Source organism: Chitinophaga sp. LS1, from assembly GCF_034274695.1.
GTDB lineage: Bacteria > Bacteroidota > Bacteroidia > Chitinophagales > Chitinophagaceae > Chitinophaga.
This window is the reverse complement of sequence record NZ_CP128362.1, coordinates 1,391,086-1,408,041: the sequence shown is the minus strand read 5'-3', so window position 1 is coordinate 1,408,041 and position 16,956 is coordinate 1,391,086. Positions and strand designations below refer to the sequence as shown.

Here is a 16,956-nt window from a genome sequence, read left to right as displayed (position 1 = left end):
GAGCTTTGACTTTATAGTAGTCATTCGATACCCTTATTTACTCACCGCTACCTGCTCTCTCTCTCTCTGCTCCCTCTCCTTCTCGTGGTGCCTGGCAAAAAACTTTTTCTGGAACACCAGGATCGTGATCACACCTACTGAAATTGCAGCATCCGCCACATTGAAGATTGGTCTGAAAAACACAAAAGACTCACCTGCATTGATCGGGAACCAGGTTGGGAAATGCCCCCTCAGAATCGGGAAATACAGCATATCCACCACATTTCCATGCAGGAAAGTACCATATCCACCACCTGGAGGCAGGAACTGTGCTACATCTGCATAATTGGAAGAAGAGAATATCATTCCGTAAAACAGACTGTCTATCAGGTTACCAGCGGCACCAGCCAGAATCAATGAACCACAAATTAACAAACCTCTACTGTAATCCTGCTTCACCAGTTTCTTCATATATCTGAAACCAATAATTACCGCAAATAAGCGGAACAGCGTGAGGATTATTTTTCCAAAATCACCACCGAACTTCATACCGTAGGCCATTCCATCGTTTTCAATGAAATGAATCCTAAACCAGTTAGGGAAGATAATGATCTCATCAGAGAAGTTCATATGGGTTTTGATCCATACTTTTAATGCCTGATCTACTACCAGTACCAGTACTACAATCAATATTACGTGACGATATTTCAAAGGGTATAATTTTTATCAAAATTAATAATAATGTGCAAAATCGGAATTTCCTATCATTCCTGAAAATATACCCGTTTCACCCGCTGCGAAATTCCTGTTAATATTTCATAAGGTATAGTACCTGCCCAGGCGGCTAACTGCTGTACAGGTAAGGATTCGCCAAATACTATTACTTCATCTCCTTCTGCAATATCAGTAATGTGGGTTACATCCAGCATCAGCATATCCATCGCTACCACACCTACTACCGGGGCCAGCTGACCCCTTATCAGCATCTTGCCTACGCCATTGCTGAGGCGGCGGGGATACCCATCTGCATACCCGATTCGCACTGTAGCTGTCACAGCCGGGCTTTTTGCCTTCCACTTTGCACCATAACCCACAAAATCGCCCGTATTCAGGTGTTTTACCTGCGAAATGGTTGTTTTCAGTGTGCTTACCGGTTTCAGTTGTGCCTGCATTTGCTCACTGCTGTCCACGCCATACATCCCGATACCTAACCGCACCATATCCAGTTGTAAATCAGGGTGACGGAGGATGGCCGCACTGTTCGAAATATGTCTGATCACCGCATAGCCGAGTGCCTTTTGCAACTCATAGCTCATTTCATAGAAATGCTTACCCTGTAGTTTGGTCAGCTCATCCAGTGCCGGATCTTCACTACCTGCCAGATGACTGAAGATAGATTTAACTGTAAGGTAATTATTATCTGTTAGCATAGCAGCCAGCTCGGGAATGTCTTTCCGCTCAAATCCAAGCCTGTGCATGCCTGTATCTAGTTTAATATGTACCGGAAATCCGGTCTTGCCTGCTATCTGAACTTCTTCTTCAAACTGCTGTAACAAATGCGGGGAGTAGATCTCGGGTTCAAGGTTCCACTGCAGGATCGCATCAAATGAACTGGGTTCGGGGTTCATGACCATGATCGGCATGGTTATACCTGTTCGTCTTAATTCAACACCTTCATCAGCATACGCAACGGCGAGGTAATCTACGCCATGGAACTGCAATAGATTTGCAATCTCAAAACTTCCACTACCGTAAGAAAATGCTTTGACCATCGCCATCAGTTTGGTAGCGGGTTTCAGCAATGCCTGGTATTGTTTGATATTATGAGAAACTGAGCTGAGATTGATCTCAAGAATGGTCTGATGTACTTTTTGTTCCAGCAATTTGCCTATCCGCTCAAACTCAAATACACGTGCTCCTTTCAGCAGGATGGTCTCATGCTGAAAATCCTGTTGGTTAAACTGCTGGATAAACTCTTCTGTAGTGAGGAAGAAAGTACTCTTTAATCCCTCTACCTGCTGGAAACACTTCTTTTCACGGAAGATGTTTTTACCAATACCAATTACCTTGTCGATCTTCTTTTGTTGCATCAGGCTGGCTACTTCTTCATAAAGAGAAGCATCGCTCTTGCCGCTTTGCAGAATATCGCTGAGTATCACGGTACGGGTAGGGTGCTGTTGCTGCTGTTGCAGAAAATCCAGCGCTATATTGAGTGAACCTAAATCTGAATTGTAACTGTCATTGATCACCGAGCAGTTGTTAATACCCTGTTTCAGCTCCAGTCGCATGGCGATATTACCCAACTGATCCATACGCTGCTGAATCACTTCCGGAGAGATCTTGAGGTACAGCATCAGTACCCAGCAGTGAATCGCATTCTCAATAGAACCTTCATCTACAAAAGGAATGGTAATATTCAGCGACTCCCCTTTATGTAGGGCCTCGATGTGGGAGTGGGTACCGTTCTTTTCCACATTGATCACTCTAAGGTCAGCATCCGTTTTGCGCGACCAGGTACAAAGTTGTAAGCCCTCCAGGTTTTCCTTCTTGCCCACCAGGTTGTGAAACTGGTTGACACATTCATTCAATGCGAGGTAATCCTTGCAGTAAATGAGCAGTTCGCTCTTGGAAAACAGTACCAGCTTTTCGTTGATCTTTTGGCGGATGTTCAGGAAGCCCTCGTTATGGGCTTCGCCGATATTAGTAAAAATGCCAATGTTAGGACGGATTATCTTTTCCAGGTGCTCCATTTCTCCGGGTTGGGAGATGCCGGCTTCGAAAATGGCCAGCTGGTGCTCAGGTTTCATTTGCCATACAGAAAGGGGAACCCCTATCTGTGAGTTGTAGCTCTTAGGACTACGTATGATGTTGTAATCTTTTTCCAGCAGCTGGTACAACCACTCTTTTACGATGGTTTTACCATTGCTACCAGTTATACCGATCACAGGAATATGAAATTGCTGTCTGTGATACGCTACCAAAGCGTGCAGCGCATTCATTGTATCTTTAACCAATATAAAGTTAGCCGTTGGAAACTGGGCAAGGTCCGGTGATTCACTTACAATGAAGTTGCTGACCCCCTTTTCGTACAATTCTTTTATATATTGATGAGCGTTCCTGCGAGGACTTACCAACGGAATGAAGACAGAGGTGGCCGGAAATATCACCTTCCGGCTATCCAACAGAATATGTTCAATCTCCGGGTTACCTGTTTGCTGTAATAGCTCACCTTTCAGCACCTTGCTGATACTTTCTGCGTTATACACTTGTGGTTAAGTTTATTTTGCCGGAACAATGACCAGTGACGGCCTCATTGTTCCACTTCCCTTAATAGAATTAATTAAAACAAAGTTGACGTCTACTACTAATGTGGGGTCATGGTTGCCGCAATTTTTTGATGAATGAATGGCAAATATATGGGAATAACCGTTAGCACATTGTTATAAATGTGTGCTTTCAGGTGGTAACCACTTAATTAATAATGACCTTATCTTTCGAACTTCCGCTGTCTGATGAACTGGAAAATGACCCTGAACAAAAGGATTAGCAGAACGGGAATAATGACACAAATAGCCTGCCACATAGACTTGTTTTGCTTGATCTTTTCGGCATCTAACAGGCGCAGGGTTAACTCTTTATTGCGCGCTTCCATGATGCCGGCGTTGTTGGTAAGGTATCCCAGCGAGTTGAGCAGGAATTCTTTATTGGCATATACCATCGAGGGGTCGAAGAGGTTAACGCCCATTTGCATAGGACCATTTTTCTGGGAAATGGCATTTGTGATGAGGTCGCCGTCACTAACGACAATCATCTTATTTATAACATCACTATGATCTTTAAATGGTAAACGGGTCACCTGTTGAATCAGCTGTTGCTCGTCTACACTCAGCCTGTTGCGGAACAGGGAGGTAAACTGTCCTTCCAGCAATACTGCCACCGGCAGGTTATGCTGCTGGAACTGGCGTGGATTAGGTTTGGTACGAAGGTCGTTCCAGCTCAACTGTACAGGAGCACGCTCTGTACGTGAATTGCCGGAAGAAGTCAGCAACACTGTTTTGGAGATATCCCCCCCTTTCACCGTATCGATTGAGCTTGCAAAATGGCTCAGCACCAGGTCCATATTTTTTACAATCGGATGTGCACCGGTTGGTGAAAGCAATGGGAAATAAGGGAAAGGGAGCAGGTCAAACTGTGGTTTATCCCCAACATGTCCCACCACCTGTGGAAGGCGATCACATTGTAAATCCTGAATCAGGTCCTGGTTGATCCTCACGCCATAGCGAAACAGCATGTCTTCCAGGTTCAGTTCACGATCCATGGCTACATAGGTATCATGTTTTTGCAGGCTATCCATACCTACATTCAGTTCATCTACAAACCAGATCACTTTACCACCGTTCATGACGTACTGATCTATCTTCAACTTATCTTCATCCGTAAAGCGGTCAACAGGTTTTGCAAACACGATGGCGGAAAAATCCTGCGGAATGTGAGAAACGTATTGTAAGGTAATCGTGTCGAGCAGGTAGCTGCTTTGCATGCTGGTAAGGGCATCCAGTACTTCGGCACCCAGCAATTCATTGTGGCCGAGCATGTAGCCTACCAGTGGCAGGTGATTTTGTTTGAGCTGATATATAGCGTTGGCAAACTGGAATTCCAGCAGTGCCTCGGAGCTGTTCATGGTTTGCATAGGATCCTGGCCACCCTGGTTCTTCAGGAGATTGATGCCGAGGGTCTTGCTGCCATAGTGAACAAGGGCACCCGGGAAGATCAGTTTCTCAGAGTATCCCTGGTTCGCATCTTCCTGCACCTGCATATTAAAAGGCATGATCCCCTGCTCAGCCAGTGATTGCTGAAAAGCGAGCCTGTCGGAATCATTCATGCCCTGACCGGGATTCTGGAAAGAAAACTGCACCCGGTTACCGCCTACTTCCCTGAATTCTTCCAGGAGTTCCTGGGTAGATTGTGCCAGTTGACGGAAGGAAGCAGGGTAATCACCCTTGAGGAATACCTCGATGGTGACAGTGCTATCCAGCCCTTTGAGCAGCTGGCGGGTGCTGGGAGTAAGGGTAAATCTCTTTTCGGCAGTTAGATCCCATCTTGTATGAACGTACATGGCCAGGATGTTAACGCCTATCAGTATAGCTATGACGAGTATTGCCCGTTGCAGGTATTTTTTCTTACTGTTAATCACAATCTGATTAATTACTTAGTGTGACAGTCTTATTTTCAATCCCAGATCCTTCTTTGTAATGACAATCTTGTTAGATAGAGCATCAGTGCAATGATACTAAGGAAGTAAACTACATCCCGGCTATCGATTACCCCTCTGCTGATAGAAGAATAATGGAAGCGGATCCCTGCCATTTGCAGGTAGTAGTCCGCCGAACCGGTGAAGGCAGGCAACTTACTCAGTGAGTCGAATCCATAATAGAATATAAAACAGGTGAAAATGGCGGTGAGGAAGGCGACCACAGAGTTGGTGGTCAGAGAGGAAGCCCAGACACCGATGGCGGTGAAAACGGCTCCCAGCAGGAACAGCCCGATATAAGAACCGGTAATGCCACCGTTGTCCAGCACTGTATTAGGAGCGCTGAGCCTGCGGATGGCGATGTAATACACCAAAGTCGGTATCAGGGAAATCAGTACGATCAGTAGGCCAGCGAGGAACTTTCCGTTCACGATCTGCCACCAGGTGAGCGGTTTGGTGCTCAACAGCTCCATGGTGCCGGATTTGAATTCATCGGCAAAAGAGCGCATGGTGATAGCAGGAATCAGCAACAGGTAAATAACTGGGGCCAGCTCAAACAGCGGGTCCAGGTTGGCATATCCATAATCCAGCAGACTGGTGTCGGGGAATACGAATAGCAATAGCCCATTTGCCAGCAGGAATAGGATAATAGCGATATACCCTGTGATGCTGCTGAAAAACTGATGGATTTCCTTTCTGAATATTGCTAGCATAGTAATTTGACTGAAAGTACAAATATATATATTATTTAAGGTGCAAGCGTTAGAATATAATTAGTAATAAAAAATGCTTTTGCCTCAGGCAAAAGCATTTTTTGCGCCATGTATATAGCGCTTAAATCAAAATTTTATTGGATAAGAGAGAAAGTTTTTCCAACCGGAGGCGCTCCGGTCGTTTACATAAGCAGGATGATAAAATCAATCAATCAATCCCTTTCGTCGTAATAGTCAGCTGGTTCTTCATATTCTTCTACCGCAGGCTCCATCCCATTCTTAAACCGATAATCATTGATGGCAGCCCTCACCGCATCTTCCGTCAAAATCGCACTATGAATTTTAGAAGGAGGTAAACTCAGTGCTTCCACGATCTCCATATGATCTAACCGGAAAGCCTCTTCAATTGTTTTCCCCTTAATCCATTCAGTAGTGATAGAAGAACACGCAATCGCTGACCCACAGCCAAAGGTCTTGAAGCGTGCGTCTCTGATCACGTGTGTGACAGGGTTTACTTCGATTTGAAACCTTACAACATCTACGTATTCCGAGACGTGTACCAACCCGGTACCTACATGCTGGGAATTTTTGTCCAGCGTGCCGGCGTTCCTGGGGTTGTTGTAGTAATCCAGTACTCTTTCAGCGTAAGACATAAGCATAAGTATAAAGCATTCATAATCCAGAGGCATGCCACAGGTCACTGTATTTAGGCCTCTGTCTGGCCGTTTTATAGTTGGTTTATAGCAATCTTACGGCCAGATTTTTCCGTATTGTCATTGATGCGACCATTCGATCGCATTCATGTCCTCTCCCTCCTTGAACATTTCCCACAGGGGGCTGATTTCGCGCAGTCTGTTCACGGTTGCTGTTACAGCATTAATAGTAAAATCTATTTCTTCTTCAGTGGTGAATCTTCCCAATCCAAAGCGCAGGGAAGAATGTGCAAGGTCATCTCCCAATCCCAAAGCTTTCAGCACATAGCTAGGTTCAGGCGATGCTGATGTACAGGCAGACCCGGAAGACAAAGCGACTTCCTTGCCAAAGCCCATCAGCAGGGCTTCTCCTTCTACATATCTGAATGATATGTTACTTACATGTGGCAGGCGGTGTGCGCGGCTACCATTTACATATGTTTCTTCCAGTTGTAATAACGCATTTTCCAGCTTATCGCGCATGGCTCCCAGCCTTTTTCCTTCTTCTTCCATTTCCTGCATGGCCAGTTCGCAGGCTTTGCCAAACCCTGCAATAGCAGGCACATTCAGGGTACCGGAGCGCATCCCACGTTCATGTCCCCCACCGTCCATTTGCGCAGTTACCTTCACTCTGGGTGATTTGCGACGTACATATAATGCACCGATGCCTTTAGGACCATATAATTTATGTGCGCTAAATGCAGCCAGGTCAATACCGTCTTTTGTCACATTCACGGGCACCTTGCCCGCAGCCTGGGTAATGTCGCTCATCATGAGTACGCCATGACGCTTGGCGATGGCACTGATCTCCCGGATAGGATTGATAGACCCAATTTCGTTGTTGGCGTACATTACAGCTACAATAATCGTTTTAGCAGTAATAGCTGATTCAAGTTCTTTCAGGTCGATCATACCTTCCTCATTCACCTTCAGGTAGGTCACAGATGCGCCCAACTTTTCAAGGTGTTTGCAGGTATCGAGTACGGCTTTATGTTCTACTTCGGTAGTAATAATATGGTTGCCTTTGTCCGCGTACATTTCAAATACACCTTTCAGGGCCAGGTTATCGGCTTCCGTAGCGCCGGACGTGAAGATGATTTCTTTCGGATCGGCTCCTATCAGGGCAGCTACCTGTTCCCTGGCCAGATCTATCGCAGCTTCTGCAGCCCAGCCATATGCATGATGACGGCTGCTGGCGTTGCCAAAATGCTGTGTAAAGAACGGAAGCATCGTTTCCAGCACCCTTGGATCCAGGGGCGTAGTAGCATTGTTATCAAGATACACAGGCAGTTGCAACATACACAAAAGTTTATACTACAAATCTAACGAATTGCTATCATCAAGGTACGAATTCGTTGCGAAGGAGATTTAGCCATTTTGTGTTAATTTGCCTAACATGCTGAAAGTCGAACATATAGGTATTGCTGTACAATCGTTACAAAAATCTATTCCCCTGTTTGAGGCGCTGCTCAACACTTCCTGCTACAAACAGGAGCAGGTAGATAGCGAGGCCGTCAGGACCGCTTTCTTTCAAAAAGGCGAAACCAAAGTAGAATTACTCGAACCAACAAACCCCGAAAGTGTGATTGCGCGTTTTTTGGAAAAAAAGGGAGAAGGTATGCACCACATCGCCTTCGATGTAGCGGATATTCATGCAGAAATGGCTCGCCTTGCTGCAGCAGGCTTTACCTTACTAAATCCAATACCAAAGCAGGGCGCGGACAATAAATTAGTTTGTTTTTTACATCCCCGGGATACCAGTGGTGTACTTGTAGAACTGTGTCAGGAAATATTTTAAAAAATTTCCAGTTTTTTAAAATCCACCTTTTATCTGGTTACGTAGATATTTCTCAGACACTGTAGCAGACACGTTAATTTCAAAAAGAAAAACATTTTTTATTTAAACAATCATCAATAATATTTGTTAGAACTTATAGCTTGGGAATGTTCGGGAAATGTAAATGATCGAGCTTAATATACCTAAGAATTTAAATGCACAACAAAAAGCAACAGACTACCACTAATAATTACCTTAAACATATTGTATCTACCCAATTCATTGGAAAATGAATGTGGGAGGTATATTCAAAATACTCTAAAGTTGGCATAGGTTATGAACACCTGCGGGCTTTTTAGCTTGCAGGTCTCTTTTTTTATAGAAAGATCTATTCCCGCCGGAGCAGGAATAGATAAATAAAGAACTTACTGAATGACCTTTTCCATGCCCATACTTCTCGATCCCTTGATTAATATATACGTATCTGTAAACTCCTGCTGCTTCAGCCATTCCGCTGCTGCTGCTGAGTTTTCCATGAATATGTAAGGATGTTTTACTTTACTGAAATCGCCACCCACTAATACGACTGCATGCCAATGAGTTCGCTGCAATAAATCGACCAGCGCCTGGTGCTCTTCTACACTATCCGCACCCAACTCCATCATACCACCTAACAGCAATACTTTTTGTGCAGCTTCAATACCTGCAAAGTTTTCAATCGCCGCCTTCATACTGGAAGGATTCGCATTGTACGCATCCATAATCACAGTATTACTACCCTGTTTAATCACCTGCGAACGGTTGTTGGAAGGCACATAGCCAGCAATGGCTTCCCGTATTGTTTCTCCCGGAATATTGAAGTATAAACCTACAGCTACAGCAGCCATTACATTCGGAAAATTATAGGCGCCTACCAGTTGTGTGGGGATCAATCCGGTCGCTGTATCGCTTGTTACTTTTACACTCAGCAGTGCAGTGTCGGCAATAGGATCACCTGTGTAAGTAGCACCTTTTTGTCCATAGGTAATGACCTGTGGAATACCCTTACTCATCTCTACAAGATATGGATATTCGTTGCACAGGAACACAGTGCCTTCGTTTGCTCTCAGAAAATCATATAACTCACCTTTTGCACGACGTACGCCTTCCGGACTACCAAACCCTTCCAGGTGGGCCTTTCCGATATTAGTAATAATGCCATGCGTTGGCAATGCAATTTTACAATATGCTTCAATTTCATGTTCATGATTCGCACCCATTTCAATCACTGCAATCTCAGCATCCGCAGGAATACGCAGAATCGTGAGTGGCACACCAATATGATTATTCAGATTCCCAATAGTAGCGGTTGTTTTGAACGCTGCCGCCAGTACCGTGCTTACCAGTTCCTTGGTAGTAGTTTTACCATTCGTACCGGTGATGGCGAGGAAAGGAATATTCAATTGTTTCCGGTGATGTAACGCAAGTTGCTGTAAGGTAGACAGCACATCTGTTGTCAGCATCATTTTGTCCGGCTGCGTATTGAATTCAGCTTCATCTATCACGGCGAGTACAGCACCCTTTTCCAATGCCGCAGCTGCGTAGGTATTCCCGTTAAAATTGGGACCTTTCAACGCGAAGAAAATATCGCCCTGTTTGAGCTGGCGTGTATCAGTCTGTATAGATGGATGATTACGGTAAACTTCGTATAACTGCGCTATGTTCATAAAAACAAATGTAACTTAATAAAAATTATTTGCTATATGCCCTGGTGGGGCATTTGTCTGCTATTTGAAAAAATGAAATTACTGTAAATGAATTGCATTTTTTTCGGAAACCTGCCTAAAATCAGGGGCAATCCACAGGCATTATACCGCAAAAATCCCCCCAAAATTCCCGTGAAAAATAAAATATTATTTATAAATATATCTTCTATATTTGTTCCAACATATAACCATATCGACACTCAAATAACCATCACTCAACCATATTAAAAGACCTGGCTGGACAAAACCAGCTATTGTATGACCAAATGAAAAGACCCATGCAAACACTCGCGTTGCCAGTGTTATTACTTAGCCTGCTCGTGTACGGATGTACTGCCGAAAAAGCACCAGCTCCCGACTCAGGAATCACCGTCACTGCATGCGACACCGCAGTCATCACCTCCGCTTACATTCTGACCGCTGTTTCAGATAAATGTACCAGCAGAGGATGTCACAAAGGCACCGGTTCTACTGCATCTACCGATTTCACTACTTATAGTGGTATCAAAGGTTACATCACCAGTAATGAAGCCCTCTGGAAATCACGTGTAACAGGTGCAGATGCCGATATGCCTCCCGGCTCTACAAAACTGAGCCAGGGCATGAAAGATTCCATCGACTGCTGGATATCGCATGGAATGCCCGAATAAGTTACTATTCAAAAATCCTAAAAAAGTAAAACAATGAAACATTGCATTGTGCTGTTGACAACCATGCTCTTGTTACAGCTTCGCGCCAACTCCCAGGATGTTTATTCCTGCAAGAACACAACCCTGTCTTTCTTTTCTGCTACACCCATGGAAGACATTGATGCTGTAACCAACAAAGCCGTATCTGCTATCAATGAAAAAACAGGCGCTGTGTACTTCAAAGTCGCCATCAATACTTTTAAATTTAAAAAGACACTGATGGAAGAACACTTTAACGAAAACTATCTCGAGAGTGACAAGTATCCAACCGCAGAATTCAAAGGTAAAATTCTGGAAATACCTGACCTGCACAAGGATGGCACCTATCCTGTAACTGTAGAAGGAACAATGAACATGCATGGCGTAGATAAAGTGTATCGCGAAAAAGGCACCATCATCGTCAAAGACGGTAAACCAACCCTCGATGCCAAATTCAATGTCAGGTTGGTAGATCACAAGATCAAAGTACCTACGCTCGTTGTCAAAAACATTGCAGAAGTAATAGAAGTGACTGTAAAAGGAGCCTATTCCCCTGCGTCCTGAACCATTTAAAACAACACAACAACACAACTCTTCTATGAAGCAAATATATCTGTTATTGCTCGGCTGTTGCTACAGCCTGAGCACCTTTGCGCAGGATGATCTGGCAAATATGTTTCAGGATAGCGCTAAGAAGCATGAACCCGTGATTGCGACATTCAAATCAACCCGTATCATTCAGGGCAATTCTATTGAAACCCTCAAAAAACATGAACTGGATTTTCGCGTAGATCACCGCTTTGGTGACATCGGCGGGGAATTCGGTGGTGGCAAAACAGCTTTCGGGCTGGATAACTCTTCTGATATCCGTATCGCATTTGAATATGGTGTTACAGATCGCCTCATGGTAGGTCTGTCCCGCTCCAAAGGCTCTGGTGGCCTTACACAGCTGTATGAAGGCCTGGCCAAGTACCAGCTGATCACACAGACTACTGACGACCATGTACCCGTAACCGTTACCCTATTTGGTAATGCAGTAGCAAGTGGTGCTACATCCAGCACAGTAAAATCGGATGCTGCTTATTTTGATAAATTCAGTGACCGTGTTTCTTATACAGGACAGGTGATCATCGGCCGCAAATTCAATCGTAGCCTGTCATTGGCACTGTTACCAACATTGGTACACCGCAACCGGGTCACGTACATGGACGAGAATGATGTATTTGCAATAGGCGGCGGTGGACGCCTGAAATTCACCAACCGCATGGCATTGCTGGTAGAATATTTCTATCCGTTCCGCAGTCAGGAAACGAAAGATTATTTCAAAAACAGGGGCCGCGAATTGTACAACCCACTCTCAGTAGGATTGGAAATCGAAACTGGCGGACACGTATTCCATATCAATTTCACCAACTCAACTGCTATACTGGAAAATCAGTTTATACCTGAAACCACTACCTCCTGGTTGCAGGGACAGTTCAGATGGGGATTCAATATATCCAGAAGATTTTCACTGTAAAAAATTCATATAACTTCCGGACACAAAATGCTTTTGCCCATGGCAAAAGCATTTTGTGTTTATAAGGGTGAGACGCTGGCTGTGCACGATTTTTGCGCCTGCGAGGGAGGTATAAAATTGATTCGTATTTTTATAGTGCAATGGAAAAAATTGTCTGCCATATCAAAGAGGATTCCTGGATAGCTCGTCTGGCTGCCCGCCGGATGAACAGCCAGAATATGGCCATGGTGATTGGAAAAACCATCCATCTCCATGGTGTAACCCGCAAGGAATTTTTGCGACACCCATGGTGGGTGCGCCACGAAGTATGCCACATTATGCAATATCAGGAGCTGGGATTGCTCCGTTTTCTCTGGCATTATCTCTGGGAATGTAAAAAAGTGGGGTACTACGCCAACCGTTTTGAGGTGGCGGCCCGGGCCGCAGAGAAGAATACTGCGATCGTAAATCGGGTGGTGTTTAGTTAAGTGGTTGAAATACAGTTGTTTGCTAAATTTGCAAGAAATTGTTAAAGTCCGTATCAGTTTATATTTTTTGATAACACTGGATTTATTTTGCTTATTTTTACGTCAAACGGAGGTGTTCTATGGTAAAAAAAGTAACAGACGGAATCACCATCAGCGTGGAAACATTTTATCAACCGGATTATTCAAATCCGATTGGAAGTGAGTTTATGTTCGCCTACCGTATCACCATTGAAAACAATAATACCTTTCCCATAAAGTTATTGCGCCGTCATTGGTACATCATTGACTCCAACGGTACTCATCGCGAAGTAGAAGGAGAAGGCGTAGTAGGTGTACAGCCGCTACTAGCCCCTACCGAAAGCTACCAGTACGTATCAGGTTCTAACCTGCGTACAGAGATCGGCAAGATGTATGGTACCTACCAGATGGAGAATCAACTCAACAAGAAGCTGTTCGAGGTTAAAATCCCGGAGTTTCAAATGATTGTACCCTTTAAGCTAAATTGATTTACTGATTAACACAGGTCTTATTGATCATGGCAAGCTGTTGCCATGATATCTTTTTTGTTCGCACAGGTCTACCAAAATCAAGATATCATGTCTCGTTCCTTTCTCCTGCTATTGCTGGTGCTTACCCAGTGTAAACAAACTATTGTACATACTACCCTGCCTACACCTGACCCGGATAATGGAGGCCTCTTTTTACCTGATAGTTTTGCTGCCGTTACAGTTACACAAGGCATAGGTCCTGCCCGTCACCTGGCCGTGAATGACAATGGGGATATATATGTGAAACTCGCTTACAATGAACAGCTGGAAGGCCGGGGTGGCACAGTGGCATTGCGTGATAAGGATGGAGATGGGAAAGCAGATGTAGTGGCTTACTTTGGTGATTATCAGGATGAAGGAGGATTGCCTGCAGGCATGTCTATCTATAACGGTTACCTGTATTTCTCGACAGTGAAATATGTATTGCGTACAAAGCTCACTCCCGGCCAACTCATTCCTGAAGGCAAAACCGATACCATCATCACCGATACAGATACCGCACTCTTTAAACACTGGCACAGCGCCAAGCCACTGGTCTTTGATCATGATGGCCATATTTATGTTCCATTCGGAGCACCTACCGATGCTGCACAGGATATCAATACCGCAGGTCCCGGCGGTATGCCGGGTGGCAAAGGATTAGATCCTGCACCAGACCTGCAAGGACATGGTGGTATCTGGCGTTTCGATGCCAATAAAACAGGGCAGACACAAGCTGATGGGGAACTATATGCCACTGGTATTCGTAGTGCCTTAGGACTTGCCTGGAGCCCTTTTGACAATACCCTTTATGTAGCCATGAATGGCATGGACAACTTTCATAACCGCTATCCCGGTGTCTTTTCTGCCTGGCAGGCAGCAGTTTTGCCCTCGGAACCTTTATTGAAAGTAACCCCTCATTCCAATTTCGGCTGGCCTTATGCCTACTTTGATCATATGCAGGGCAAAAATATACTGGCTCCCGGCTATGGAGGGGATGGAAAGATCACCGCAAGAGCAGATAGTTTTGCGATCCCCATCTTTGGTTTTCCCGGTCACTGGGCGCCAATGGACCTGTTATTTTACGAAGGCGATCAGTTTCCAGAGAGATACAAAAACGGGTGCTTCGTAGCATTCCATGGTTCTACAGACAGGGCACCCTATCCGCAAGCCGGTTACATCGTATGCTTTGTACCTTTTGAAAAAGGTGTCCCTACAGGTAAATGGGAAGTATTTGCAGATGGCTTTACTGACACAGATACCGTATTCAATACCAGCGATGCCCGCTATCGCCCCATGGGCCTCGCTACCGGCCCCGATGGCTCGCTGTACATAGCAGAATCCAACAAAGGGAAGATATGGCGGGTAATGTATACTGGAAGTAAAAAATCATTCAACGCTGCTCAACTTACTGCGATGGAAACCCGAAAATCACGTACTTATATAAAGGTGCCAGATCCTGTACTGGATATGGTGGGCAAGGGTAATGAAATGCATGGCAGAATGTTATACGATTCTTATTGCGCTACCTGCCATCAGCGGGATGGAAAAGGCGATAATAACCGGTATCCACCATTGGCCGGTTCGCAATACCTGGCTGGTGATAAAAAACAATTGATCAATATCGTACTGAATGGATTGAAAGGAAAGATCACGGTGAATGGGAAAACTTTTGATGGGGTGATGCCTGCCCATGCCGCATTTCTGGATGATCAATCGGTGGCATCGATCGTGGCATATATCAAGGATCGGTTCAACAATGAAGAAATAACGGTCACTGCTGATATGGTAAAGAAGGAACGGGTTACTCCTGCGTCTTCGTCACGGTAAAACCTTCCGCAAAGAATTCCTGCGGTGTCATTTCAAGACCATCAATTATCTTGAGCAATGTACTGAGGCGAATATCATCAAACTTGCCTGATTCGTATCTTGACATTCCAACACGAGAGATGTCAATATCATAGGCAAAGGTCTCGTAAGACCTAAATCCTTTGTCTTTTCTAAGAAATTTTATGCGTTTTCCTAATTCTTCGAGGAAAATGTCGTGATCAAAATGACCCAGAACCGCCTTCTTTTTGGGTTCCTTCTTTTCTTTAGCCATGGTGCAATTAACAAACTAAGTTTACTATAATCAACTCAATAATACAAGTGGTATTGTGATATGTATATTATAGTGTGCTTTTTTGAATTATTCACCATATATTTGTATCACAAACAAACAGAAGAGACACAAACAACATCATAAAAAGGGGAATAAGCAAAGCATTTTTTGGGGTTAAACTGGTATGCTACAGGCGCTGAAATTTTTATTTCAGCCCTCTTTTTTATCAATGGAATAGCATCGGTATTGGGTTAAAAGGAATTCATTTTTTTCCAATACATAGTAGTTTTTAGCCGGAAGGCTGGACTCTTCCCAATCCGGTATCTATTTTTTACGTTGAGCTAGCAATGCGGTGGAAGCTGATTTTTCAGCACCACCGCTATTTTTTTCCTGAAAATGGTTTTATTCCCCGTTGAGGAATTCCCTCTTTCATGCATATTTTTTACTTAGGTCTGTATTTGGATTGCTGGAAGATGCCCATGGCATCTTTATTATCCATCAGTTGTTGTAAGGTCACGTTTGGATGCGCTTTCATATATGCCTGCACTATTCTCCAGCCTACAAAAGCACCGATCCTGCCAGGAGAGCCTTCCGGCATACCCTGGGTAGAAGGGCCATCGTTCATATAATGCATATTATTCTGCCAGTCAGATTTGTACAGGAGATCCTGCTGTACAAAATACTGCCAGATCATCTGTTCATTGTCAAGGCACCATTTTACCTGTTCACCAGTATAACCCAGTCTTAAACTATCGTCAGTATAAGGCAGCACCTGTTCTGTAAAGTATTGCTGTTTGCCCGCATTCACCAACTGAATCACCAGTTTATCGCCCGGCTGACCACCCGGATATAATTGCTGTGCCAGCACCTGGATACAGTTAGGCACTATATTCTCCTGTGAAAACTTTCTCACCATATACCCCGGATAATCCGGCAGTAAACCATAAACAGGAAAATTTGCTCCCAGGTACATATCCAGTCCGATACCTAAAGTAGAATCGACGGTGACCGCACCATAATTGCTGATCATAGAACTGAAAGTCACCACTTTGGTAGGCGGCTGGAAATTGGGGAAGTAATATTTGATGAACTTAAAGCTCTGCGCCAGTTCGTCTTCAATTTTCTTTACATCAGGGAAATGGGCATTGATAGAATCCTGCAAAAGCCGGAAATCCTTATTACCCACCAGCATTTTGGTCTGCAATAACACCAGTCGGCCAGTATCGGAATAAGGACCGAAATTCATGATATGCTCGATATAACTGGGCAAAAATGTAGGATATTTTTGCTCCAGTTGCTGTAAGGAGGAGGTGACATTTGTCGTATCCAACTTGTCCAACGCCTGATCAAAACGGTCAATATGTACACTGATGTCAATTTTACTTACATCTGGCACGTTTTTATGTGTACATGCTGTCAGGCAGAGCAATAAGAGAACATAGGAGATTATCTGCTGACAAATACCGGTTAATTTATTAGTCTTATTTTGCATACTTCTACTTAAACTACTGAGCGGT

The 16,956-nt window shown here is 44.3% G+C and carries 16 protein-coding genes; 7 read left to right on the top strand and 9 right to left on the bottom strand.

Translation table 11 applies throughout. The features are described from left to right. Nucleotides 1–33 precede the first annotated feature (33 nt). From QQL36_RS05825 to QQL36_RS05800, 6 genes are all read right to left on the bottom strand, one after another. A complete protein-coding gene (locus QQL36_RS05825) occupies nucleotides 34–690 on the bottom strand; it encodes a lipoprotein signal peptidase (RefSeq protein WP_083724730.1) in 657 nt (218 codons plus the stop codon). A gap of 53 nt (nucleotides 691–743) precedes the next feature. Continuing rightward, nucleotides 744–3,245, bottom strand: coding sequence for a bifunctional UDP-N-acetylmuramoyl-tripeptide:D-alanyl-D-alanine ligase/alanine racemase (locus QQL36_RS05820; RefSeq protein ID WP_321569268.1), 2,502 nt, complete (start codon nucleotides 3,243–3,245; stop codon nucleotides 744–746). 221 nt (nucleotides 3,246–3,466) lie between these two features. Continuing rightward, a complete protein-coding gene (gene gldG, locus QQL36_RS05815; protein WP_321569267.1) occupies nucleotides 3,467–5,173 on the bottom strand; it encodes a gliding motility-associated ABC transporter substrate-binding protein GldG in 1,707 nt (568 codons plus the stop codon). A gap of 35 nt (nucleotides 5,174–5,208) precedes the next feature. Further along, nucleotides 5,209–5,943 (bottom strand): gliding motility-associated ABC transporter permease subunit GldF, encoded by a 735-nt coding sequence (gldF, locus tag QQL36_RS05810; protein WP_083724736.1) that lies wholly within the window; start codon nucleotides 5,941–5,943, stop codon nucleotides 5,209–5,211. A 212-nt stretch (nucleotides 5,944–6,155) separates the two neighbouring features. Further along, on the bottom strand, nucleotides 6,156–6,596 hold the full coding sequence (locus QQL36_RS05805; RefSeq protein WP_083724738.1) for an iron-sulfur cluster assembly scaffold protein: 441 nt from the start codon (nucleotides 6,594–6,596) through the stop codon (nucleotides 6,156–6,158). 120 nt (nucleotides 6,597–6,716) lie between these two features. Beyond that, the gene (locus QQL36_RS05800) at nucleotides 6,717–7,931 is read right to left on the bottom strand and encodes an IscS subfamily cysteine desulfurase (protein ID WP_415751069.1); all 1,215 of its coding nucleotides are present in this window, start codon (nucleotides 7,929–7,931) and stop codon (nucleotides 6,717–6,719) included. A 100-nt stretch (nucleotides 7,932–8,031) separates the two neighbouring features. Between QQL36_RS05800 and mce the strand changes: the two genes are divergently transcribed. Then, entirely contained in the window at nucleotides 8,032–8,433 is a 402-nt protein-coding gene (gene mce / locus QQL36_RS05795) for a methylmalonyl-CoA epimerase (protein ID WP_083724740.1), read from the top strand. A gap of 404 nt (nucleotides 8,434–8,837) precedes the next feature. On the opposite strand, the gene QQL36_RS05790 is transcribed toward mce, so the two are convergent. Continuing rightward, the gene (locus tag QQL36_RS05790) at nucleotides 8,838–10,118 is read right to left on the bottom strand and encodes a UDP-N-acetylmuramoyl-tripeptide--D-alanyl-D-alanine ligase (protein WP_083724742.1); all 1,281 of its coding nucleotides are present in this window, start codon (nucleotides 10,116–10,118) and stop codon (nucleotides 8,838–8,840) included. 317 nt (nucleotides 10,119–10,435) lie between these two features. On the opposite strand from QQL36_RS05790, the gene QQL36_RS05785 reads away from it, so the two are divergent. From QQL36_RS05785 to QQL36_RS05760, 6 genes are all read left to right on the top strand, one after another. After that, nucleotides 10,436–10,807, top strand: a complete 372-nt coding sequence (locus tag QQL36_RS05785) for a hypothetical protein (protein ID WP_321569265.1) — start codon at nucleotides 10,436–10,438, stop codon at nucleotides 10,805–10,807. 33 nt (nucleotides 10,808–10,840) lie between these two features. After that, nucleotides 10,841–11,389 carry a YceI family protein gene (locus tag QQL36_RS05780; protein WP_083724746.1) on the top strand — a complete coding sequence of 183 codons (549 nt, stop codon included), beginning with the start codon at nucleotides 10,841–10,843 and terminating at the stop codon, nucleotides 11,387–11,389. A 34-nt stretch (nucleotides 11,390–11,423) separates the two neighbouring features. Beyond that, a complete protein-coding gene (locus QQL36_RS05775; RefSeq protein WP_083724748.1) occupies nucleotides 11,424–12,344 on the top strand; it encodes a DUF5777 family beta-barrel protein in 921 nt (306 codons plus the stop codon). A 140-nt stretch (nucleotides 12,345–12,484) separates the two neighbouring features. Beyond that, entirely contained in the window at nucleotides 12,485–12,811 is a 327-nt protein-coding gene (locus tag QQL36_RS05770; protein WP_083724750.1) for a DUF4157 domain-containing protein, read from the top strand. Between the two features lie 119 nt (nucleotides 12,812–12,930). After that, nucleotides 12,931–13,317, top strand: a complete 387-nt coding sequence (apaG, locus tag QQL36_RS05765; protein WP_072364286.1) for a Co2+/Mg2+ efflux protein ApaG — start codon at nucleotides 12,931–12,933, stop codon at nucleotides 13,315–13,317. A 90-nt stretch (nucleotides 13,318–13,407) separates the two neighbouring features. Then, nucleotides 13,408–15,168 carry a c-type cytochrome gene (locus QQL36_RS05760; protein WP_321569264.1) on the top strand — a complete coding sequence of 587 codons (1,761 nt, stop codon included), beginning with the start codon at nucleotides 13,408–13,410 and terminating at the stop codon, nucleotides 15,166–15,168. On the opposite strand, the gene QQL36_RS05755 is transcribed toward QQL36_RS05760, so the two are convergent. Both QQL36_RS05755 and QQL36_RS05750 read right to left on the bottom strand, forming a co-directional pair. Next, entirely contained in the window at nucleotides 15,143–15,439 is a 297-nt protein-coding gene (locus QQL36_RS05755) for a helix-turn-helix domain-containing protein (protein ID WP_083724754.1), read from the bottom strand. The two genes, QQL36_RS05760 and QQL36_RS05755, sit on opposite strands and share 26 nt — an antisense overlap. Nucleotides 15,440–15,881: 442 nt before the next feature. Beyond that, nucleotides 15,882–16,931, bottom strand: a complete 1,050-nt coding sequence (locus QQL36_RS05750; RefSeq protein WP_321569263.1) for a hypothetical protein — start codon at nucleotides 16,929–16,931, stop codon at nucleotides 15,882–15,884. Between the last annotated feature and the right edge of the window lie 25 nt (nucleotides 16,932–16,956).

Excerpts from the sequence above, each read along its gene's own strand:
- QQL36_RS05780 (WP_083724746.1), top strand. The coding sequence starts at position 10,841 with ATGAAACATTGCATTGTGCTGTTGACAACCATGCTCTTGTTACAGCTT.
- QQL36_RS05750 (WP_321569263.1), bottom strand. The coding sequence starts at position 16,931 with ATGCAAAATAAGACTAATAAATTAACCGGTATTTGTCAGCAGATAATC.
- QQL36_RS05775 (WP_083724748.1), top strand. The coding sequence starts at position 11,424 with ATGAAGCAAATATATCTGTTATTGCTCGGCTGTTGCTACAGCCTGAGC.
- QQL36_RS05785 (WP_321569265.1), top strand. The coding sequence starts at position 10,436 with ATGCAAACACTCGCGTTGCCAGTGTTATTACTTAGCCTGCTCGTGTAC.
- QQL36_RS05805 (WP_083724738.1), bottom strand. The coding sequence starts at position 6,596 with ATGTCTTACGCTGAAAGAGTACTGGATTACTACAACAACCCCAGGAAC.
- QQL36_RS05790 (WP_083724742.1), bottom strand. The coding sequence starts at position 10,118 with ATGAACATAGCGCAGTTATACGAAGTTTACCGTAATCATCCATCTATA.
- QQL36_RS05755 (WP_083724754.1), bottom strand. The coding sequence starts at position 15,439 with ATGGCTAAAGAAAAGAAGGAACCCAAAAAGAAGGCGGTTCTGGGTCAT.
- QQL36_RS05760 (WP_321569264.1), top strand. The coding sequence starts at position 13,408 with ATGTCTCGTTCCTTTCTCCTGCTATTGCTGGTGCTTACCCAGTGTAAA.
- gldF (WP_083724736.1), bottom strand. The coding sequence starts at position 5,943 with ATGCTAGCAATATTCAGAAAGGAAATCCATCAGTTTTTCAGCAGCATC.
- mce (WP_083724740.1), top strand. The coding sequence starts at position 8,032 with ATGCTGAAAGTCGAACATATAGGTATTGCTGTACAATCGTTACAAAAA.
- apaG (WP_072364286.1), top strand. The coding sequence starts at position 12,931 with ATGGTAAAAAAAGTAACAGACGGAATCACCATCAGCGTGGAAACATTT.
- QQL36_RS05770 (WP_083724750.1), top strand. The coding sequence starts at position 12,485 with ATGGAAAAAATTGTCTGCCATATCAAAGAGGATTCCTGGATAGCTCGT.